This window comes from Bacillus sp. AK124 (genome assembly GCF_053903085.1).
The window spans coordinates 2,582,435-2,603,830 of the sequence record NZ_CP096378.1 but is presented as its reverse complement, the minus strand read 5'-3'; the positions used below and the strand labels follow the sequence as shown (position 1 = coordinate 2,603,830).

The 21,396-nt window shown below is 49.8% G+C and carries 19 protein-coding genes and 1 riboswitch; of the genes, 18 read left to right on the top strand and 1 reads right to left on the bottom strand.

Annotation, left to right across the window (positions count from 1 at the left end; translation table 11 throughout):
• The first annotated feature begins 3 nt into the window (after positions 1 to 3).
• From M1E06_RS13005 to M1E06_RS12930, 16 genes are all read left to right on the top strand, one after another.
• On the top strand, positions 4 to 924 hold the full coding sequence (locus tag M1E06_RS13005) for an aspartate carbamoyltransferase catalytic subunit (RefSeq protein ID WP_020451326.1): 921 nt from the start codon (positions 4 to 6) through the stop codon (positions 922 to 924).
• Positions 908 to 2,194 (top strand): dihydroorotase, encoded by a 1,287-nt coding sequence (locus tag M1E06_RS13000; RefSeq protein ID WP_020451327.1) that lies wholly within the window; start codon positions 908 to 910, stop codon positions 2,192 to 2,194. Before M1E06_RS13005 ends, M1E06_RS13000 begins: the two co-directional genes overlap by 17 nt.
• Positions 2,191 to 3,285, top strand: a complete 1,095-nt coding sequence (locus tag M1E06_RS12995) for a carbamoyl phosphate synthase small subunit (RefSeq protein WP_043054306.1) — start codon at positions 2,191 to 2,193, stop codon at positions 3,283 to 3,285. Before M1E06_RS13000 ends, M1E06_RS12995 begins: the two co-directional genes overlap by 4 nt.
• The gene (gene carB / locus M1E06_RS12990; RefSeq protein ID WP_020451329.1) at positions 3,270 to 6,482 is read left to right on the top strand and encodes a carbamoyl-phosphate synthase large subunit; all 3,213 of its coding nucleotides are present in this window, start codon (positions 3,270 to 3,272) and stop codon (positions 6,480 to 6,482) included. Before M1E06_RS12995 ends, carB begins: the two co-directional genes overlap by 16 nt.
• Positions 6,479 to 7,249 carry a dihydroorotate dehydrogenase electron transfer subunit gene (locus tag M1E06_RS12985; RefSeq protein ID WP_023857236.1) on the top strand — a complete coding sequence of 257 codons (771 nt, stop codon included), beginning with the start codon at positions 6,479 to 6,481 and terminating at the stop codon, positions 7,247 to 7,249. Before carB ends, M1E06_RS12985 begins: the two co-directional genes overlap by 4 nt.
• Positions 7,249 to 8,184, top strand: a complete 936-nt coding sequence (locus tag M1E06_RS12980; RefSeq protein WP_023857235.1) for a dihydroorotate dehydrogenase — start codon at positions 7,249 to 7,251, stop codon at positions 8,182 to 8,184. Before M1E06_RS12985 ends, M1E06_RS12980 begins: the two co-directional genes overlap by 1 nt.
• Positions 8,153 to 8,872: an orotidine-5'-phosphate decarboxylase gene (gene pyrF, locus M1E06_RS12975; RefSeq protein ID WP_020451332.1), complete on the top strand. Its 720-nt coding sequence runs from the start codon at positions 8,153 to 8,155 to the stop codon at positions 8,870 to 8,872. Before M1E06_RS12980 ends, pyrF begins: the two co-directional genes overlap by 32 nt.
• On the top strand, positions 8,869 to 9,498 hold the full coding sequence (gene pyrE / locus M1E06_RS12970) for an orotate phosphoribosyltransferase (RefSeq protein WP_020451333.1): 630 nt from the start codon (positions 8,869 to 8,871) through the stop codon (positions 9,496 to 9,498). Before pyrF ends, pyrE begins: the two co-directional genes overlap by 4 nt.
• Before the next feature lie 163 nt (positions 9,499 to 9,661).
• A riboswitch (SAM riboswitch) is annotated at positions 9,662 to 9,768 on the top strand.
• Between the two features lie 102 nt (positions 9,769 to 9,870).
• Positions 9,871 to 9,987, top strand: a complete 117-nt coding sequence (locus M1E06_RS12965) for a YezD family protein (protein WP_369878884.1) — start codon at positions 9,871 to 9,873, stop codon at positions 9,985 to 9,987.
• An 85-nt stretch (positions 9,988 to 10,072) separates the two neighbouring features.
• Positions 10,073 to 10,774 carry a phosphoadenylyl-sulfate reductase gene (locus tag M1E06_RS12960; RefSeq protein WP_023857233.1) on the top strand — a complete coding sequence of 234 codons (702 nt, stop codon included), beginning with the start codon at positions 10,073 to 10,075 and terminating at the stop codon, positions 10,772 to 10,774.
• A gap of 11 nt (positions 10,775 to 10,785) precedes the next feature.
• Positions 10,786 to 11,850, top strand: coding sequence for an inorganic phosphate transporter (locus tag M1E06_RS12955; RefSeq protein WP_020451335.1), 1,065 nt, complete (start codon positions 10,786 to 10,788; stop codon positions 11,848 to 11,850).
• A 25-nt stretch (positions 11,851 to 11,875) separates the two neighbouring features.
• Positions 11,876 to 13,012 carry a sulfate adenylyltransferase gene (gene sat / locus M1E06_RS12950; protein ID WP_020451336.1) on the top strand — a complete coding sequence of 379 codons (1,137 nt, stop codon included), beginning with the start codon at positions 11,876 to 11,878 and terminating at the stop codon, positions 13,010 to 13,012.
• Positions 13,013 to 13,025: 13 nt separating this feature from the next.
• Positions 13,026 to 13,619 carry an adenylyl-sulfate kinase gene (gene cysC / locus M1E06_RS12945; RefSeq protein WP_020451337.1) on the top strand — a complete coding sequence of 198 codons (594 nt, stop codon included), beginning with the start codon at positions 13,026 to 13,028 and terminating at the stop codon, positions 13,617 to 13,619.
• Between the two features lie 151 nt (positions 13,620 to 13,770).
• Positions 13,771 to 14,544, top strand: a complete 774-nt coding sequence (gene cobA / locus M1E06_RS12940) for a uroporphyrinogen-III C-methyltransferase (RefSeq protein ID WP_020451338.1) — start codon at positions 13,771 to 13,773, stop codon at positions 14,542 to 14,544.
• Between the two features lies 1 nt (position 14,545).
• On the top strand, positions 14,546 to 15,331 hold the full coding sequence (locus tag M1E06_RS12935) for a sirohydrochlorin chelatase (RefSeq protein WP_026579745.1): 786 nt from the start codon (positions 14,546 to 14,548) through the stop codon (positions 15,329 to 15,331).
• Positions 15,312 to 15,806, top strand: coding sequence for a precorrin-2 dehydrogenase/sirohydrochlorin ferrochelatase family protein (locus tag M1E06_RS12930; RefSeq protein ID WP_025811372.1), 495 nt, complete (start codon positions 15,312 to 15,314; stop codon positions 15,804 to 15,806). Before M1E06_RS12935 ends, M1E06_RS12930 begins: the two co-directional genes overlap by 20 nt.
• Positions 15,807 to 15,824: 18 nt before the next feature.
• On the opposite strand, the gene M1E06_RS12925 is transcribed toward M1E06_RS12930, so the two are convergent.
• Complete coding sequence (locus M1E06_RS12925; protein WP_020451341.1) at positions 15,825 to 17,537, bottom strand: Rqc2 family fibronectin-binding protein; 1,713 nt, start codon at positions 17,535 to 17,537, stop codon at positions 15,825 to 15,827.
• 146 nt (positions 17,538 to 17,683) lie between these two features.
• On the opposite strand from M1E06_RS12925, the gene M1E06_RS12920 reads away from it, so the two are divergent.
• Positions 17,684 to 20,356 (top strand): calcium-translocating P-type ATPase, SERCA-type, encoded by a 2,673-nt coding sequence (locus M1E06_RS12920; RefSeq protein WP_035338801.1) that lies wholly within the window; start codon positions 17,684 to 17,686, stop codon positions 20,354 to 20,356.
• 109 nt (positions 20,357 to 20,465) lie between these two features.
• Positions 20,466 to 21,341 (top strand): YicC/YloC family endoribonuclease, encoded by an 876-nt coding sequence (locus tag M1E06_RS12915; protein ID WP_023857229.1) that lies wholly within the window; start codon positions 20,466 to 20,468, stop codon positions 21,339 to 21,341.
• The last annotated feature ends 55 nt before the right edge of the window (positions 21,342 to 21,396 follow it).

The window sequence follows — 21,396 nt, the reverse complement described above, 5'->3', positions numbered from 1 at the left end:
AAAATGAAACACTTGACCGCAATGAATGAGCTTAGTCTTGAGGATATTCACGAGCTGATTGAAGAGGCGAGAGAGCTGAAAAAAAGGAAATTCGATTCCGTCCTCTCCGGAAAGTTTGCTGCCAATCTGTTTTTTGAACCGAGCACAAGAACGCGCTTCAGCTTCGAAGTGGCTGAAAAGAAACTCGGCATGAATGTGCTGAACCTGGACGGTGTTTCAACAAGCGTACAAAAAGGAGAATCGTTGTACGATACCGTCAAGACACTCGAATCCATCGGCGCTGATGTATGTGTGATCAGACACTCTCAGGATCATTATTACGATGAACTTATCGGACATGTCGGCATTCCGGTGATCAATGCCGGAGACGGCTGCGGTCAGCATCCCACTCAATCTTTGCTCGATTTGCTGACGATTTACGAGGAATGGGGCGGATTTGCCGGACTGACGGTATCCATACACGGAGATATCAAACACAGCAGAGTGGCAAGATCGAATGCCGAAGTGCTGACAAGGCTCGGAGCAAAGGTTCTTTTCTCAGGTCCGGAAGAATGGCGGGATGACAACAATCCTTACGGGACATATGTGTCGCCTGATGAAGCGGTCGCAAGTTCGGATGTCGTGATGCTTCTCCGAATTCAGCACGAACGTCATGAGAAAAAGGCGGCAGAACGCGATTATCTTGAAACTTTTGGACTGTCGCTGAAGCGGGCGGAGCTCCTGAAAAAAGACGCGGTCATCATGCATCCTGCGCCTGTTAACAGAGGCGTCGAGATTGACAGTGCGCTGGTCGAATCCACTCAGTCGAGAATTTTCAAACAAATGGAAAACGGTGTATATATCAGAATGGCGGTTTTAAAAAGAGCGCTTCTAAACGGCGAAAACAAAAAAAGGGGAGATCAGGCTTATGTCTTATTTAATTAAAAACGGCTTCATACTCGACGAAAAAGGTGAAAAAGTACAGTGCGACATCAGGGTTGAAGGCGATGCAATCAGCGAAATCGGAAGCCTTGAGGCCGCTTTGGGAGAAACGGTCATCAATGCGGATGGGCTTTTCGTCTCGCCGGGGCTTGTTGACCTTCACGTTCACTTCAGAGAGCCGGGCGGCGAGAAGAAAGAAACGATCGAAACAGGTGCAAAAGCCGCGGCAAGAGGCGGGTTTACAACTGTCGCCGCAATGCCGAATACGCGGCCTGTCCCCGATACGAAAGAGCAGATGGAGTGGCTCGTCAACCGCATTGACGAAACGGCATCTGTCAGAGTGCTGCCGTACGCTTCCATCACCATCAGACAAACAGGTCAGGAAATGACCGACTTCGAAGGGCTGAAAGACGCAGGTGCGTTTGCGTTTACTGATGACGGCGTCGGCGTTCAAACGGCGGGGATGATGTATGAAGCGATGAAAAAAGCGGCTTCGATCGATAAAGCAATTGTTGCCCACTGTGAAGACAATTCACTGATCTACGGCGGCAGTGTCCACGATGGGAAATTTGCCAAAGCCAACGGTTTAAACGGGATTCCTTCGATATGCGAAGCCGTTCACATCGCAAGGGACGTTCTTCTGGCCGAAGCGGCAGGCTGCCATTACCATGTCTGTCATATCAGCACGAAGGAATCGGTCAGGGTCGTCCGCGACGCCAAAAAAGCGGGAATCCGTGTGACAGCGGAAGTGACGCCTCACCATCTGCTCCTTTCAGACAGCGACATTCCCGGTCTTGATACAAATTATAAAATGAATCCGCCGCTCAGAAGTCCGGAAGACAGAGAAGCGCTCCTTGAGGGGCTTACAGACGGAACAATCGATTTTATCGCTACGGATCATGCCCCTCATACAGAAGATGAAAAACAACAGACAATGAGCCTGGCGCCATTTGGGATTGTCGGCTTGGAGACGGCTTTTCCGCTTCTTTATACGCACTTTGTCAAAACGGGAAACTGGACGCTGAAACAGCTCCTCGATTATATGACGGTCAAACCTTGCGAGGCGTTCGGACTTCCTTACGGTAAGCTTGAAGCCGGGCGGTCCGCGGATATTACGCTGATAGATCTTGAACGCGAAGAAAAAATTGATAAAAACACCTTTCTTTCTAAAGGGAAAAACACGCCGTTTGACGGCATCAGCTGCTTCGGCTGGCCGGTTATGACAATGGCAAAGGGAAAACTCGTTTACCAAGAGGGGAGACTTGTAAAATGAAAAGACGTCTTGTACTAGAAAACGGAACAATTTTTGAAGGGGAAGCTTTCGGCAGCCTGGAAAACACCATGGGAGAAGTCGTCTTCAACACGGGGATGACAGGCTATCAAGAAATCCTCTCAGACCCGTCATACTGCGGACAAATTGTCACACTGACCTACCCGCTGATCGGGAACTACGGAATCAACAGAGACGACTTTGAATCTATCACCCCTTATGTGAAAGGGTTTATCGTAAAAGAGTTATGTCAACTTCCGTCAAACTGGCGCTCTGCTTATACCCTTGATGAATATTTAAAAATGAAAAACATCCCGGGACTCTCGGGAATTGACACGAGAAAGCTGACAAGAATGATCAGAACGGCAGGTACGCTGAAAGGGGTTTTTGCCGGCCCGAAAGAAGATGCTGAGGCTTTGGTTCAAAAGCTGAAAGAAACGAACCTTCCGACCGATCAGGTCAGCCAAGTTTCAACAAAAACGGCATATCCGAGCCCTGGGAGGGGGAAGCGAATCGTGCTTGTCGATTTCGGAATGAAGCACGGCATCTTAAGAGAGCTGAACAAGCGCAAATGCGATGTGATCGTCGTTCCTCACAATGTAACGGCAGAAGAAGTGATGCAGCTGAAGCCTGACGGCGTAATGCTGTCAAACGGACCCGGAGATCCAACGGACGTACCCGAAGCAATTGCCATGATTCAAAACATTCTCGGCAAGGTTCCATTGTTCGGCATCTGTCTCGGCCATCAGCTGTTTGCCCTCGCCTGCGGAGCAAAGACGGCGAAAATGAAATTCGGACACCGCGGTTCCAACCATCCGGTTAAAGAGCTTGCAACCGGAAGAGTATCAATTACGGCTCAAAACCACGGCTATACCGTATCGACCGTTGAAAACACGCCGCTTGAAGTGACGCATGTGGCGATTAATGACGACACAATCGAAGGGCTTAAACATAAACACGAACCGGCTTTCACGGTTCAATACCATCCGGAAGCTTCACCGGGACCGGAAGACGCCAACCATTTATTTGATCAATTTTTACACATGATTGAAACCACAGAGAAAGAAGGGGAAGCGGTATGCCTAAACGCGTAGATATCAAAAAGATTTTGGTGATCGGATCAGGGCCGATTATTATCGGGCAGGCGGCGGAATTTGATTATGCGGGTACACAGGCCTGCCTCGCTTTAAAAGAAGAAGGCTATGAAGTCATTCTCGTCAACTCGAATCCGGCGACGATCATGACGGATACGGAAATGGCCGACCGCGTATATATCGAACCGCTGACGCTTGAATTCTTAACACGTATCATCCGCAAAGAGCGGCCGGACGCCATTTTGCCGACATTGGGCGGGCAGACGGGCCTCAACTTGGCGGTCGAACTGTCCGAGCACGGCATCCTGGCTGAGTGCGGTGTTGAAGTGCTCGGCACGAAATTGGCTGCGATCCAACAAGCGGAGGACCGCGACTTGTTCAGAAGCCTGATGAATGAGTTGAATGAACCGGTTCCGGAAAGCGAGATTATCCACTCGCTCGAGGAAGCGCGCGAGTTCGTCGAGCGCATCGGCTTCCCCGTCATCGTCCGGCCGGCATACACGCTCGGCGGAACAGGCGGAGGCATCTGCTCAAACGAAGACGAGCTGAAGGAAATTGTTGAAAACGGCTTAAAAATGAGCCCGGTTCACCAATGTCTGCTTGAAAAGAGCATCGCCGGCTACAAAGAAATCGAGTATGAAGTCATGAGAGACTCGAGCGATCACGCGATCGTCGTCTGCAATATGGAAAACATCGATCCGGTCGGGATTCATACCGGGGACAGCATCGTTGTAGCGCCGAGCCAGACGCTGAGCGACCGCGAATACCAAATGCTTCGCAATGTATCGCTGAAAATCATCCGCGCGCTTGAAATCGAAGGCGGCTGTAATGTTCAGCTGGCGCTTGACCCGGACAGCTTTCAGTACTACATCATCGAGGTAAACCCGCGGGTCAGCCGTTCATCAGCGCTTGCCTCAAAAGCGACTGGCTATCCGATCGCAAAGCTTGCCGCTAAAATTGCCGTCGGTTTGTCTCTTGACGAAATGATGAATCCTGTGACAGGAAAAACGTACGCGTCTTTCGAACCTGCACTCGACTATGTCGTTTCAAAAATACCGCGCTGGCCGTTTGATAAATTCGAATCGGCAAACCGCAAGCTCGGCACGCAGATGAAAGCGACAGGCGAAGTGATGGCGATCGGAAGAACGTGGGAGGAATCTCTCCTGAAAGCGGTCCGTTCTCTTGAAGCGGATGTCTATCACCTGGAGCTGAAAGATGCCGGTGAGATCTCGAATGAAGTGCTTGAAAAACGGATTAAAAAAGCGGGAGACGAACGTCTCTTTTACTTGGCCGAAGCGTTTAGAAGAGGATACACGGTCAGCGATCTCCACGAATTTTCGGCAATTGACCTGTTCTTCCTGCACAAGCTTGAGGGAATCATTCGCTTTGAAGAAAAGCTGAAAGCCGGGCGCGGTGACCTGGGTCTTTTGAAAGAAGCGAAAGAGCTCGGTTTTTCAGACCGCTTCATCAGCCTTCTCTGGGAGATGCCTGAAAGAAAGCTTTATGATCTTAGAAAAGAAACAGGCATCACGCCTGTTTATAAAATGGTTGATACATGTGCGGCCGAATTTGAATCGGAGACACCTTATTTCTACAGCACATATGAAGAGGAAAACGAATCGGTCAGAACAGACAAAAACAGCGTTATCGTTCTTGGCTCCGGCCCGATCCGGATCGGCCAGGGGGTCGAATTCGATTATGCGACTGTGCATTCGGTTTGGGCGATCAAAGAAGCCGGCTATGAAGCAATCATTATTAACAACAATCCTGAGACGGTTTCAACAGACTTCAGCATCTCCGACAAGCTCTACTTTGAGCCGCTTACTGTTGAAGATGTCATGCATATCATCGATTTGGAGCAGCCGAAAGGCGTCGTCGTTCAGTTTGGCGGACAGACTGCGATCAACCTTGCCGACGAGCTCGCGGAGCGGGGCGTCGCCATTCTTGGAACATCCCTTGAGGATTTGGACCGCGCCGAGGACCGCGACAAGTTCGAACAGACGCTTGAAACGCTGCATGTGCCTCAGCCGCTCGGAAAAACGGCGACATCTGTGGAAGGCGCTGTTGAAATCGCAGCCAACATCGGCTATCCGGTGCTTGTCCGCCCATCGTATGTACTTGGGGGGCGTGCGATGGAGATCGTCTACCATGAAACAGAGCTTCTCCATTATATGAAGAATGCAGTGAAAATCAATCCGCAGCACCCTGTCTTGATCGATAAATATTTGACCGGAAAGGAAATTGAAGTGGATGCGATTTCTGACGGTGAAACGGTCGTCATTCCGGGGATTATGGAGCACATTGAACGGGCCGGCGTCCACTCAGGGGATTCGATTGCCGTTTACCCGCCGCAATCCCTTTCAGAGGACATCAAGAAAAAGATTGAAGCATACACGATTAAGCTTGCAAAAGGCTTAAACATCGTCGGCCTGCTCAACATTCAGTTTGTCCTTTCAAAAGATGAGGTTTACGTCCTTGAAGTCAACCCGAGATCGAGCCGCACGGTGCCGTTTCTCAGCAAAATCACCGGCATTCCGATGGCCAATCTCGCAACAAAAGTGATTCTCGGCGGGAAGCTTGCCGATATGGGCTATACTGAAGGCCTTCAAAAAGAGCAGGAAGGCGTATATGTGAAAGTGCCGGTCTTCTCGTTTGCAAAGCTGAGGAGAGTGGATATCACGCTCGGACCGGAAATGAAATCGACCGGGGAAGTCATGGGCAAAGACAGTACTTTGGAAAAAGCGCTGTACAAAGGACTGATCGCTTCAGGCATCCAAATTCCGAATTACGGCTCTGTTCTCCTGACAGTTGCTGATAAAGATAAAGAGGAAGGTCTATTGATCGCCAAGCGGTTCCATGCGATCGGCTATAAAATATTGGCTACGGAAGGAACGGCCGGCTATTTAAGAGACGCATCCGTACCTGTTAAAACCGTCGGGAAAATCGGCGAAGAAGGCACAAATCTCCTTGATGTCATTCGAAACGGGGAAGCGCAGTTCGTCGTCAATACGCTGACAAAAGGGAAGCAGCCGGCAAGGGACGGCTTCAGAATCAGACGCGAATCCGTTGAAAACGGCGTTGCCTGCCTGACATCCCTTGATACGGCGGAAGCGATTTTGCGGGTGCTTGAAAGCATGAGCTTCCGCGCCGATCATATGCCGGCGATTAGAATTGAGCAAAAGGCGGCCGTCAGATGAGAAAAGGGTATATGACAGTCCGTTCAAACAAGTGTATCGCGGATCATATTTATCAAATGGTACTGGAAGGGGAGATTGCCGAAGTTTGCGGCGCTCCCGGCCAGTTTCTTCACATCAAGGTCTCAGATTCCCTCACGCCGCTTTTGAGGCGGCCGATCAGCATCGCCGACATCAACAGAGCTGCCCGGCAGGTGACCATCATCTTTCGCAAGGATGGGGAAGGCACGAGTCTCCTGTCTTTAAAACAGGAAGGAGATCAGATCGATGTCCTTGGTCCGCTCGGCAACGGTTTTCCGGCTGAATCGCTTGAACCGGGGAAAACGGCTCTTCTTGTCGGAGGGGGGATCGGTGTTCCGCCGCTTTACGAGCTGAGCAAACAGCTGACAAATAGAGGGGTGCACGCGATCCATGTGTTAGGATTTGCTTCTGCAAAAGACGTCTTTTACGAACAGGAATTCAGCCGTTTCGGGCGTGTGTATGTGGCAACCGCAGACGGCACCCGAGGTTCAAAGGGATTTGTTACAGATGTCATTGAAAACGAGGGGCTTCAGTTTGACTGCATAATGGCCTGCGGACCGACGCCGATGCTGAAAGCTTTAAAACAGCGCTATCCGGATAAAGAGGTTTATCTGTCAATGGAAGAGCGCATGGGATGCGGGATCGGCGCTTGCTTTGCCTGTGTCTGCCATACGGAAGAAAGCGAAACATCTTATGTGAAGGTATGCCTTGACGGTCCTGTTTTCAAAGCCCAGGAGGTGCTGTTATGATGCTAGAAGTCAATTTGCCGGGCCTTCAATTGAAAAATCCGATCATGCCGGCTTCAGGCTGCTTCGGATTCGGGAGAGAATTTGCGAACTTTTACGATCTTTCACGTCTCGGTGCGATCATGATTAAAGCGACGACGAGCGAACCGCGCTTCGGGAATCCGACGCCGCGCGTCGCCGAGACGCAAGCCGGCATGCTTAATGCCATCGGTCTGCAAAATCCGGGTTTAGAGGCTGTCATGGAACACGAATTGCCGTGGCTCGAACAGTTCGATACACCGATTATCGCCAATGTCGCCGGCTCGCAGATCGACGATTATGTTGAAGTGGCTGAAGAAATCAGCAAAGCGCCGAATGTTCATGCGCTCGAGCTGAATATTTCCTGTCCTAACGTGAAAACGGGAGGGATCGCCTTCGGTACGCAGCCGGAAATGGCCAGTGAGCTGACGAAAGCGGTGAAAGAGGTTGCGAGCGTTCCCGTCTATGTGAAGCTGTCGCCGAATGTCGCGAATATTACCGACATCGCTCTTGCCATAGAAGAAGCGGGAGCGGACGGTTTGACGATGATCAACACCCTGATCGGGATGCGGCTCGACTTAAAAACGGGAAAGCCGATCTTGGCGAACAAAACCGGCGGATTATCAGGCCCTGCTGTTAAACCGGTGGCCATCAGAATGGTGCATGAAGTCAGCCAAAAAGTCAGCATTCCGATCATCGGCATGGGCGGTGTCCAGTCAGCGGAAGATGTGCTTGAGTTTTTGCTGGCGGGTGCGAGCGCAGTCGCCGTCGGCACCGCAAACTTTGTTAATCCGTTTGTTTGTCCCGAAATCATCGCCGATTTGCCGCGCGTTTTAGAAAAATACGGATACCGTTCGTTGAACGAGTGTATCGGAAGGAGCTGGAAGGATGAAACATACGCCGCCCATCATCGCGCTTGATTTTGCATCAGCACAGGAAACATATGCGTTTTTGGACCGGTTTCATGGAGAAGAGCTTTTCGTGAAGGTGGGCATGGAGCTTTTTTATCAGGAAGGGCCGGCCATCCTTGAAAAGTTACAGGAGCGCGGCTGCCGCATTTTCCTTGATCTAAAATGCCACGACATTCCAACGACCGTATACAAGGCGATGAAAAGGCTGGCGGGGTTTGGCGTCAGCCTTGTCAATGTGCACGCAGCAGGCGGAAAGCAAATGATGGAGTCGGCGCTTGAAGGCCTTGAAGCGGGGACTCCGGCAGGCCGAAAACGCCCTTCATTAATTGCTGTGACCCAGCTGACAAGCACGTCTTCAGAAATGCTTCAGCAAGAGCTGCTGATTGAAACGCCGCTTCTCGATACAGTTGTTCACTACAGCAAGTTGGCTAAAGAAAGCGGACTTGACGGTGTCGTCTGCTCCGTCCATGAAGCCGAACACATTTACCGGGCCGCGTCTTTAGATTTTCTGACCGTGACACCCGGAATTCGCATGGCGGATGACAAAAACAACGACCAGGTCCGGGTGGCGACGCCTGGCTACGCAAGGGAAAAAGGCGTGTCGGCGATCGTTGTCGGCCGTTCGATTACACAGGCGGAAGATCCTGTGTCAGCCTACAGAAGAATAGGACATGAGTGGGAGGGAACCAAGGCATGAAAACAGACATTGCAAACCATTTATTAAGAATCAAAGCGGTTTTCCTGCGCCCGAACGAGCCGTTTACATGGGCGAGCGGCATCTTGTCGCCCATCTACTGCGACAATCGTTTGACGCTTTCATATCCGGAAGTAAGGGATGATATAGCTTCAGGGCTTGCCGGACTGATTCAAGACAAGTTTCCCGGAGCCGAAATGATCGCCGGTACGGCAACTGCAGGAATCCCCCATGCCGCGCTTGCCGCCGACAGGCTGAGCCTGCCGATGTGCTACGTCAGAAGCAAACCGAAGGCGCACGGCAAAGGAAACCAAATTGAAGGCGCTGTTGTAAAAGGACAAAAAGTCGTTGTAATTGAAGATTTAATTTCAACGGGAGGAAGCGTCCTTGAAGCGGCAGCCGCTCTCACAGAGGCGGGATGTGAAGTGCTCGGTGTCGCCGCCATTTTCACTTACGGGCTTCCTAAAGCTGCCGCCGCCTTCAGCGAAGCGGGCGTTGAATACCGTACGCTGACTGATTACGATACATTGACAGAGGCTGCGCTTGCCGGCGGATATATCAGCGAACAGGATGCCGCCAAACTGAAAGAATGGAAGGCGGATCCTGAAAGCAAGTCTTGGATGGATTAATGATAAAAGCCGTATTCTCCTAATGGGAGAACGGCTTTTTTTGCGTCTTTTTACAGATTTAAAAATAGTAAAATCGGATTATTTTTATTTTTTATTAATCCTATAAAAAAAGTCGGGTTGACTTTTGTTCGAATTGTGCTAAAATTTTAAAATAACAAAAGCAAACTTATCAAGAGCGGTGGAGGGACTGGTCCGATGAAACCCGGCAACCTGCGTGTGAAGCGTAAGGTGCTACTTCCAGCAAAATGCCCTCATTTTGAGAGATAAGGAATAGCGGAGTTCCTCGTCTTTCTTTCAAATTTGGAAGAAAGATTTTAATTTTTAGGGGCAGAGGAGGAGCTAGAAGTGAAGACAGATGAACAGCTTGAAAAGGTGATCATCAAAATGAAAGACATGCTGAAAGACATGAATTACGGATCGATCACATTCGTTGTTCAGGACGGCAAAGTCATTCAAATCGAAAAAAATGAAAAAATAAGATTGAAATAGCTGACTAGACAAACTAGAGGCGGTTTTCACAGTTTTTTTCTGCTGGAAGCCGTTTTTTTGTTGGCGAAAAAAGGGGGAACCGAAAATTTTTACTTACAGCACATGGGAAGAACCAAATATCTCTTTTCAGGAAGATGACTCTTATAAAGGAGCGCTGTCCGTCTTGAAATGGGCATACGGACATTACGGAAATCAGCTTGTATATGCGTGCAGCTTCGGAATTGAGGGAATCGTCCTGATCGATTTGATTTATAAGGTGAAAAAAGATGCGGTCATCGTTTTCCTTGATACGGGATTTCATTTTAAAGAAACGTATGAAACGATCGACGCTGTCAAAGAACGATATCCAGGCCTTCAGATTATCATGAAAACACCGGAGCTTACCGTCGAAGAGCAGGCGAAAGAATATGGGGACGAACTATGGAAGACCGCTCCGAATTCCTGCTGTGAAATGAGGAAGGTCATTCCTCTCCGCGAGACGCTTTCAGGCTACCCGGCGTGGCTGTCGGGCCTGCGCCGCGAGCAATCGCCCGGGCGGAGCAAAACGAATTTTTTGAACAAAGATGAAAAATTCAAGTCTATCAAAGTTTGTCCGCTCATTCATTGGACGTGGAAGGATATTTGGAGATATGTGACAAAGCACGATCTCCCGTACAATCCGCTTCATGATCAAGGCTACCCGAGCATCGGCTGCGCTCCGTGCACCTCTCCGGCCTTTACAATGGATGATCTTCGATCAGGCCGCTGGAACGGATCGGCTAAAACAGAATGCGGATTACACGAGTAAGGAGATGAGTCATGGAACTTGCCGCCATTTTATTTAGCATGTTTTTTGCGATGAATATCGGAGCGAGCGGTGCAGCTGCTTCAATGGGAATCGCCTATGGATCTGAAGCCGTCAAAAAGAAGTTTCACGCACTAATAATCTGTGCAGCAGGCGTTCTCTCGGGCGCCGTCATCGGCGGAGGAAACGTCGTGAAAACGATCAGCTCAGGCATCATTCCCGAACGGGTGATTTCGCTTGAAATCGTCTGCATTATTATCGGCTCGGCGGCACTGTCGCTCTTTATCGCAAATGTACTCGGCATCCCGCTTTCGACAAGTGAAGTGACGGTCGGATCTGTTGTCGGAGTAGGTGTCGCTTACCAGGTTTTATATGTGAAATCTTTGCTTGTCATCGTCTCATTTTGGGTCGTTGTACCAATCGTCGCTTTTACCTTTACATTTGCGATGGCAAACATCATGAAAAAAACGATCAAACGTCCAGCCTCGGGAAAGAAAGCAAAGGTTTTGGCGGTCATTCTGTTGATCACCGGGTTTTTTGAAGCCTTCTCAGCAGGCATGAACAATGTCGCAAATGCTGTCGGACCTCTGGTGGCGGCGCATGTTTTGACAGTCGGGGAAGGAACGCTCTACGGCGGACTGTTTGTCGCGCTGGGCGCCCTTTTACTGGGCAGGCGCGTTCTTGAAACAAACGGCAAAAAAATAACGAAATTTTCAAAAGGAGAGGGGATCATCCTTTCCGGAACAGGAGCCGGGCTTGTCATCATCAGTTCGATTTTCGGTTTGCCGGTTCCGCTTGCGCAAGTCACATCATCTTCTATTATAGGGATGGGAATGGCAAAAAACGGCGGCAATGTCTTTCATAAACAAGTGGTCAAAACGATGCTGAAAGTATGGGTCGTCTCGCCGTTCCTTTCATTAAGCCTGTCTTATATGCTGGTCAGCCTTTTATTAAAAGGAGACTATTATGCTCTCATCGTCGTCACAAGCGTCCTTCTGGCATCTGTCGGGACGATCAGCCTGATGAGAGCAGTCAAAAAAGAGCACAGCTCCGTCCATGAACAAGGCGGAGGAATTTAAACACAAAGTAGGGGGAAACAAGTTTATGAGTTTAGCACCACACGGCGGTGTATTGGTTAACCGCGTCAATGAAGCATACGATTTTCAACATATCGCACAGGAAATAGAACTGGATTTAATGGCTTTTTCAGATTTGGAGCTGATCGGAATCGGTGCGTACAGCCCGATCCAAGGCTTTATGACAGAGAAAGACTATCTGTCCGTTGTCGAAAATATGAGACTGTCAAGCGGCGAAGTATGGACGCTTCCGATCGCTCTGCCTGTTGACGAGCAAAAAGCTTCAAGCTTAAAAGCGGGGGACACCGTCCGCCTCACCTATAATGGGGAAACATACGGCGTCATCGAGATCGAAGACATCTATACGCCGGACAAGAAAACGGAAGCCGTCAATATCTATAAAACCGACGAACTCGAGCATCCGGGCGTCAAAAAATTGTTTGACCGCGGCAGCGTTTATGTGGGCGGGCCGATCACTCTCATTAAACGGAGCGTAAAGCAATTCCCGGCCCACACATTCGAACCTTTGGAAACAAGAAAAAAATTCGCAGAACTCGGCTGGAAAACGATCGTCGGATTCCAGACGAGAAATCCGGTTCACAGAGCGCACGAATACATTCAAAAAACGGCGCTCGAGACAGTAGACGGTCTTTTCCTCAATCCGCTCGTCGGGGAAACAAAATCAGACGATATTCCGGCTGATGTCCGCATGGAAAGCTATCAGGTGCTGCTTGACGGCTACTATCCAAAAGACCGCGTCTTTCTCGGCGTTTTTCCGGCGGCGATGCGCTATGCGGGGCCGAAGGAAGCAATCTTCCATGCGCTTGTCAGAAAGAACTACGGATGTACGCATTTTATCGTCGGAAGAGACCATGCCGGAGTCGGCGATTACTACGGCACATATGAAGCGCAGGAACTGTTCGATCAGTTCGCGCCGGAAGAGATCGGCATTACGCCGCTGAAATTCGAACACAGCTTCTACTGCAATGTCTGCGGTTCAATGGCTACGGCGAAAACGTGCCCTCACAGCAAAGAACATCATGTCATTTTGTCCGGTACAAAGGTGAGGGGCATGCTGAGAAACGGCGAGTTCCCGCCGAGCACATTCAGCCGTCCAGAAGTCATTCAAACATTAATCAAAGGCTTAACGGCCGGGGTTTCTTAAGGGGGAGCATCTCTTGGTAAATAAAGATATTGTTTGGCATGAAGCGTCCATTACAAAACGGGAATATCATGAGAAAAATAAACATAAAAGCTCGATCGTTTGGCTGACGGGCTTGAGCGGTTCAGGAAAATCAACAATTGCCAATGCCGCAGCGCGTGAGTTGTTTGAACAAGGCTACCAGGTCACGGTGCTCGACGGCGACAACGTCAGGCACGGACTGAACAAGGACCTCGGGTTTTCCGATGAAGACCGGAAGGAAAACATCCGCCGGATCGGCGAGGTCGCGAAGCTCTTTGTCGAACAGGGGACGATCGTCATTACGGCGTTCATTTCCCCTTTTAAAGAAGACCGCGGGCTTGTCAGACAGCTCGTCGAGGAAGATGAGTTTCATGAAGTCTATGTGAAATGCGATTTGGCGACGTGCGAGGAGCGCGACCCGAAAGGCTTGTATAAAAAAGCGAGAAACGGAGAAATTCCATTTTTCACGGGGATCGATTCGCCTTATGAAGAGCCTGAAACGCCTGAGCTAGTCCTTGATACAGGCGCACATAATCGGGAAGAGTGCAAAAATCAGCTCGTCCAATACGTGAAAGATCAAACGAAATAAAATGCGGGTGAAATAGGAAAGTGCTGCACATGCACTTTCCTATTTCATAAAGAAAACGTTTGGTTTTTGTGATATTTTCAGGCACCAAACGCTTTCTTTATGATTTATAATGATTGAAGAAGACGTTGATCAGATCGGGGGGAGATCTAAGATGGGGAAAGTATATATCGTTGGGGCAGGTCCTGGAGACCCCGATTTACTGACGATCAAAGCTTTAAAAGCCATCCAGACAGCCGATGTCATTTTGTATGACAGGCTTGTGAATAAACAGATTTTACAGCACGCCAAGGAGGGAGCGGATCTCATCTACTGCGGAAAGCTTCCGGACTACCACATGATGAAGCAGGAAACGATCAATCATTTTCTCGTCAAGTATGCGAAAAAAGGGAAAATCGTTGTCAGGCTGAAAGGCGGCGATCCTTTCGTATTCGGCAGAGGCGGCGAGGAAGCGCAAACCCTCGCTGAACACGGAGTTGCTTATGAAATCGTGCCGGGAATCACCTCGGGGATTGCCGCCGCTGCTTATGCGGGCATTCCAGTGACACACCGGGAAGCGAGTTCAAACGTCGCTTTCGTGACAGGACATTATCAAAAAGATGAACATTTTGAAGAGAAGTGGAAAGCGCTAGCCACAGGGATCGATACGCTTGTCATTTATATGGGGATTAAAAACGTGAAGCAAATTGAAAGGCTTCTGATCGAAAACGGCAGAGATCCGTCTACCCCTGCCGCTTTCATTCATTGGGGAACGACGGACAAACAAAAAACGGTGCTTTGCACGGTTGAAACGCTTGCAGGTACAGTCGAAAGCGAAAAAATTGAAAACCCGAGCCTGATTGTCATCGGGGATGTCGTTCAATTCAGCTCACAGTTAAGCTGGTTTGAACCCGAGCTGAAAGATCCGGCATTAAGCGAGGCGCTTTAATATGAAACAAGCGATTTTATATATCGGCCACGGGAGCCGTCTGAAAAGAGCTCAAACAGAGGCAGCCGCTTTTTTGGAGAGCTGCAAAGAAACCATGTCCGCCCCCATTCAGGAAATTTCTTTTTTGGAACTGGCGGCACCGGATATCGAAACCGGTTTTAAAGCGTGTGTGGAAAAGGGCGCGACGCATATCGCGGCTGTGCCGCTTCTCCTCTTGACAGCCGCGCATGCCAAAAGGGACATCCCTGAGGAGCTTGCCCGCGCTTCTTCGCAGTATCCTTCCGTCAGCGTCACTTACGGAAAGCCGATCGGCGTCGATCAGGAAGTCGTCAAAGCGGTTTTTACAAGGATCGAAGAAACGGGGACGCCATATGAACATGCAAGAGTCGTGGTGATCGGAAGGGGGAGCTCTGATCCGGATGTCAAACGGGATGTCAATGACATTTGCGAGCGGCTGAGAGACCTCGCGCCCGTTGACGAGGTCATTCCCTGCTTTATGACAGCCTGTGAACCGCACTATCTGGATGTGTTTAAACAGCTTAAAGAACGGGACGGAAAAACGACATTTATCGTACCGTATTTGCTGTTTACCGGTATGCTGATGAACGAGATTGAAAGGGAAACCGCCAAGCTGAAAGAAACCAATCCGGACGTCGTGCTGACGGATTACCTCGGCTTCCACCCTCATGTGAAAAACGCCTTTTTGCACCGCGTTGAGGAAGCGGTTATCAACAAAGCCGGCCGCTTTGATTTTACAGGAGCATCAGATGCTGCCGCTTCACATTAACATCAAAGGCAAATCCGCAGTCATTGCAGGCGGGGGGGAGATCGCGGCGCGGCGTCTGAAAACGGTGCTGGCAGAACGTGCGTCTGCAACCGTCATCAGCCCCGAAGCATCAGAAGAGATGCTCGGATTGATCAAAGAGCACGGCATCGAATGGAAGAAGAAAAAAGCGGAACCCGGCGATTTCAAGGATGCATTTCTGATCATTCTCGCGACCGATGATCACGAGGTGAACAAGCGGATCGCCGCATCAGCTGCTCCTGATCAGCTTGTTAATGTTGCGAGTGAAGCGGAGCTTGGAAATGTATATGTTCCGAAAATAATCAACAGAGGAAACATCACCATATCCGTCTCGACAAACGGAGCCAGCCCGCGTCACACGATCAAACTGGCCGGACAGATTGAAGATTTGATCGATGATGAGCTTGTCCAAGAGATCGACGAGCTTCTCCGTAAAAGAAGAGGCCTGAACCAGTGAGGTTCAGGCCTTTTAGCATTATTTTTTCAGCTTGATGATCAAGTCTTCGTCAGGTGTTACAAAAACGGTTTGCTGGCTGTCGTAGGTGACAAAACCGGGCTTTGCGCCATTCGGCTTTTTGACATGGCGTATTTTTGTATAGTCGACAGGAACCGAAGCCGAGTTTTTCGCTTTGCTGTAATAGGCAGCGATCTGCGCTGCTTCAAGGATGGTTTGCTCGTCCGGATCGCTCGATTGGATGACGACGTGCGACCCCGGAATATCTTTCGTGTGAAGCCAGATGTGGTCGCGGGCGGCAAGTTTCATCGTCAAATATTCGTTCTGCTTGTTGTTTTTGCCGACGAGAATCGTTTCTCCTGCGCTGGATTCGTATGTTTCGAGCGTCGGCGCCTGTTTCTTCTGTTTTTTCTGGCCTCCTTGCTGTTTGGCCCGCAAATACTTTCCTTCGGCGAGCTCTTCGCGGATTTCGGTTATATCTTTCGGAGAGGCAGACGAAAGCTGCTGAATCAGCTGGTCGAAATAAGCGATTTCCTCTTCTGCTAATCTGATCTGCTCCTTCACGACTTCCACCGAATTTTTCGCTTTTTGATATTTTGTAAAATAGCTTTGCGCGTTTTCGGAAGGCGTTTTATTCGGATTGAGCGGTATCGTGATTTCTCCGCCGTTTTCATCATAGTAGTTGATGACTCTCGCCGCTTTGTCTCCTTTTTTCAGCTGGTACAGGTTCGCTGTCAACAGCTCTCCGTACAGCTGAAAATCCTTCGCGTGTTCGGACTGCTCAAGCGTTTTTTTCAGCTTTTTGATTTTGTTTTCGTTCTTTTTCTTTTCGTTTGCCGCGAAACGCTCTAAATCATGAGCCTGCTGTTTGACGCGGTCTCGCTCCGCTTTTCCGAAATAGTAGCGGTCAAGAAGTTCGCTCAGCGTATGAAAGGGTTTGTTATCGCCTTTTATATGGGTCAGCTCAAGAAGGTAAAAATATTCTTTTCCATCTTCTGTCGTGATAAGCTGGGGCTGAAAACGCCGGTTTTTGATTTCGCTGAACATCTCTGTCAAGACGTTTGGCAGTGTCGCCCTGTTGGCAAGGCCCGCGCGAAAGACGGCTTCTTTCGCAAACAGAGGCGAGACGCCGGAAAAGGTATCGACGATCTGCCTGTCCAGTTTGCCTTCCTGGAAATTCAAATGGCGGAGAATATCTTCAGTTTCCGCTTCCAGCGGTGACAATTTGTTCTGGGCGGGAGGGAGAATGTAATCGTATCCCGGAAGCACGGTGCGGTAGCTGTTCACCGAAGGTGACAGGTGCTTCAAACTGTCGATGATGACATCTTTTTCTCCGTCGGTTAACACGATGTTGCTGTGCCTTCCCATGATTTCAACCATCAGCTTTCTTGTCAGCGTGTCGCCGATTTCGTTCCGGCTCCTGATATGAAAGACCATCATTCTGTCCATGCCGACTTGCTCGACTCGGTCGATAAAGCCGCCTTCCAGATGCTTCCGGAGGAGCATGCAGAACATCGGAGGGGTGCTCGGGTTGTCATAGGTTTCGTTTGTCAGGTGAACCCGCGCATAACTCGGGTGGGCGGAGAGCAGCAATTTGCGGTTCTGCCCGTTCGCTCTGATATGAAACACCAGCTCGTGCTTAAACGGCTGGTGGATTTTTGCGATTCGTCCGCCTCGAATCGTTTCATTTAATTCTTCGATCATTCCGTATGTAAAAATGCCGTCAAAAGACATATGAAAAACTCCCTTTTCTCGTTAATCCTCTTCGTAAAGCGTCTATTCAATAATTATAGCATGATTTGGGACGAGTCTGAATAAATTGACTTATAGAGATGGATATACCAAGAGCAACCTTTAGGGCAGGAGGAGTGGACGATTCAATGAAATGGCACGAGATGGGACAAACCGAATTGTTAAACATAACAAAAACGTCCATCGGCAAAGGTTTAACAGAAAAAGAGGCCGAAAAGCGGCTGGAAAGACACGGAACAAACGAACTTCAGGAAGGGGAAAAAACATCGGCGATCGCACTGTTTTTTTCTCAATTCAAGGACTTCATGGTTCTTGTTTTGCTTGCGGCCACGTTGATCTCTGGTTTCCTCGGGGAGTATATTGACGCCATCGCGATCATTGCGATCATCTTTGTAAACGGCATTCTCGGCTTCTTTCAGGAGAGACGGGCGGAAAGATCGCTCGAGGCTTTGAAGGAACTGTCGGCTCCTCAAGTGGCTGTGCTCCGGGAGGGGGAATGGGTAAAGATCCCTTCCAAAGAGCTCGTTCCGGGAGATGTTGTCCGTTTTGCAAGCGGAGACAGAATCGGCGCCGATCTCAGGCTTGTCGAGACAAAGAGCCTTGAAATAGAAGAATCGGCTCTTACGGGTGAATCGCTTCCCGTGTCTAAACAGGCAGAAGCTTTTCAGGCGTCCGACGTATCGCTGGGCGATCTGAAGAATATGGCTTTCATGGGAACATTGGTCACAAGGGGGAGCGGCACCGGCGTCGTTATCGGCACGGGAATGAACTCTGCGATGGGAAAAATCGCCGATATGCTCGAATCTGCCGGGAATACGGCGACCCCGCTGCAAAGAAGGCTTGAAGAGCTCGGCAAAATTTTGATTGTCGCCGCTTTGTTCCTGACGCTGCTTGTCGTTGCTGCCGGAGTCATCCAGGGGCATGACCTTTACAGCATGTTTTTAGCGGGCGTTTCCCTTGCCGTCGCTGCCATACCTGAAGGGCTGCCGGCCATTGTCACGGTCGCTCTGTCTCTCGGCGTACAGCGGATGATCAGGCAAAAGTCGATCGTCAGAAAGCTCCCCGCGGTTGAGACGCTCGGCTGCGCGTCCATAATTTGCTCCGATAAAACCGGGACGATGACGCAGAACAAAATGACGGTCACTCATGTCTGGTCAGGCGGGAAAACGTGGAACGTGTCAGGGATCGGCTACGAACCCGAAGGCTCCTTCACCATGAACGGGCGCGACGTGCAAGCCAGGCATCATAAACCGCTCCAACAGGTCCTTCTGTTCGGCGCATTATGCAATTCATCTTCGATTATCGAAAAAGACGGGGAGTTTCGTCTTGACGGCGATCCCACCGAAGGCGCTTTGCTGACGGCAGCTCGAAAAGCGGGTTTTACGGACAGATATGTTGACGAACATTTTAAAATCATCGAGGAGTTTCCGTTTGATTCGACGCGGAAAATGATGTCTGTCATTGCGGAAGATAAGAGCGGCAAGCGCTTTGTCATCACAAAGGGCGCGCCTGATGTATTGATGAAGCGTTCGTCGCATACGCTGACAGACGAAAAGCGCGAAATCTTCACAAAGGCAAGGCTCGCCGAAACAAGCGCGGCGCTGGAAACACTTGCGTCCCAAGCGCTGAGGACGATTGCTGTCGCGTATAAACCAATCAAAGAAACAGAAAATCTCTCGCTCGAAAAAGCGGAGTCAGGCTTAACTTTCATCGGACTGTTAGGGATGATCGATCCGCCGCGGCCCGAAGTGAAAACAGCGATTAAAGAGTGCCGGGAAGCGGGGATCAAAACAGTGATGATCACCGGCGATCATGTAATAACGGCAACAGCCATCGCAAAAGATCTCGGGTTATTGCCGCCGCGCGGAAAGGTCATGGACGGCCAGATGCTGAACGAGCTCTCGCAGGAAGAATTGGCGGAAATTGTTGACGATGTTTACGTGTTTGCAAGGGTGTCGCCTGAACATAAGCTGAAGATCGTGACCGCCTACCAGGAAAACGGCCACATCGTCGCCATGACTGGAGACGGAGTCAATGATGCCCCTGCGATTAAACAGGCGGATATCGGCATTTCGATGGGAATTACGGGAACGGATGTCGCCAAGGAGGCATCATCGCTCATTCTTGTCGATGATAATTTTGCGACGATTAAATCGGCCATCAAGGAAGGACGCAATATCTATGAAAATATTAGAAAGTTCATCAGATATTTGCTCGCATCCAATGTCGGCGAAATTTTGGTCATGCTGTTTGCGATGCTGCTCGCTCTGCCGCTGCCGCTTGTTCCGATACAGATTCTATGGGTCAACCTTGTGACGGACGGCCTGCCTGCCATGGCGCTCGGCATGGATCAGCCTGAAGACGATGTGATGCAGAGGAAGCCGCGAAGTCCGAAAGAAGGCGTGTTTGCAAGGGGGCTCGGCTGGAAGGTCGTATCGCGCGGCTTTTTAATCGGAATTGCCACACTCGGGGCGTTTATGTTCATTTACAATCGCAACCCGGAAGCGCTTGAGTATGCTCAGACGGTCGCTTTTGCAACGCTCGTCCTTGCACAGCTGATCCATGTGTTCGACTGCCGGAGCGAGCGGTCTATCTTTGACCGCAATCCGTTTGAAAACATTTATTTGCTCGGCGCAGTATTGTCTTCGATTCTTTTAATGCTTGTCGTTATTTATTATCCGCCGCTGCAGCCGATTTTCCATACGGTTCCGATTTTAATGGCAGACTGGCTCCTGATTGTCGGAATGTCGGCGATTCCAACTTTTTTATTGGCCGGGTCACTTTTGACAAGAAAAAAATAGGCTTGTATGATATAATCTTAAAGGTAATAGAGGTTTCTATTGCCTTTTCATCTTGCGTAAATTTAAATCAAAGAAGTCTTTTTCACTTATACGGAATTGGGTGTGTTTTATGATACGGAGTATGACCGGTTTCGGCAGCGCGAGCAAAACGAAGGATGGGCTGACAGCAGCTGTTGAGCTGAAATCTGTCAACTATCGGTTTAAAGAAGTAAACGCACGCATGCCAAGACCTTTGCTCTATTTAGAAGACAAAATAAAGCAAACGATTTTTAAACATATACAAAGGGGACGGCTGGAGCTGTTCGTGTCCGTTGACGACGAGGCTCTGGTCACCCGGAAAATCCAGGTTGACTGGCCGCTGCTTGAAGAGTACCAGAAAGCCGCGCGCGAAATGAAAGAGCGCTGCCGGCTTTCAGGAGAGATCACGCTTCAAGACGCCTTTCAGTTTGACCATGTCATCCAAGTTGAAGAAGAGCCGATCCAAAACGACAAGCTTGAAGAAGTCCTTCTTGAAGCGGTCGAGGCTGCCGTTCTTGAATTATGCAGCATGCGCGAAGCAGAAGGGCTGAGGCTGAAGGATGACTGCCTTCAGCATATTGAAAGGCTTGAAAAGCTGACAGACGACATTGCAGAGCTTGCTCCCAAGGTCGTCGGCCACTATCGGGAACGCCTTGAGGCGCGCCTTGAAGAATGGTCAACAGACGGTCTCGATGAAAGCCGTCTGCTGACGGAAGTCGCACTGTTTGCAGACCGATCGGATATCACGGAAGAAGTGACGAGGCTGAAAAGCCATTTCCGCCAGTTCCGCGATATTTGCGAAGCGGGCGGGGCCGCGGGGAGAAAGCTCGACTTCCTCGTCCAGGAGCTGAACCGTGAAGCGAACACGATCGGTTCAAAAGCGAATGATCACCAGATCACAAAACATGTGGTCGAAATGAAAAGCTCTATTGAAAAAATAAAAGAACAAGTGCAAAATATAGAATAGCGATTGTGCGTATTGTTTACGGATGTTCTCTGCAGGTTAAACTAGAGACGTCCAA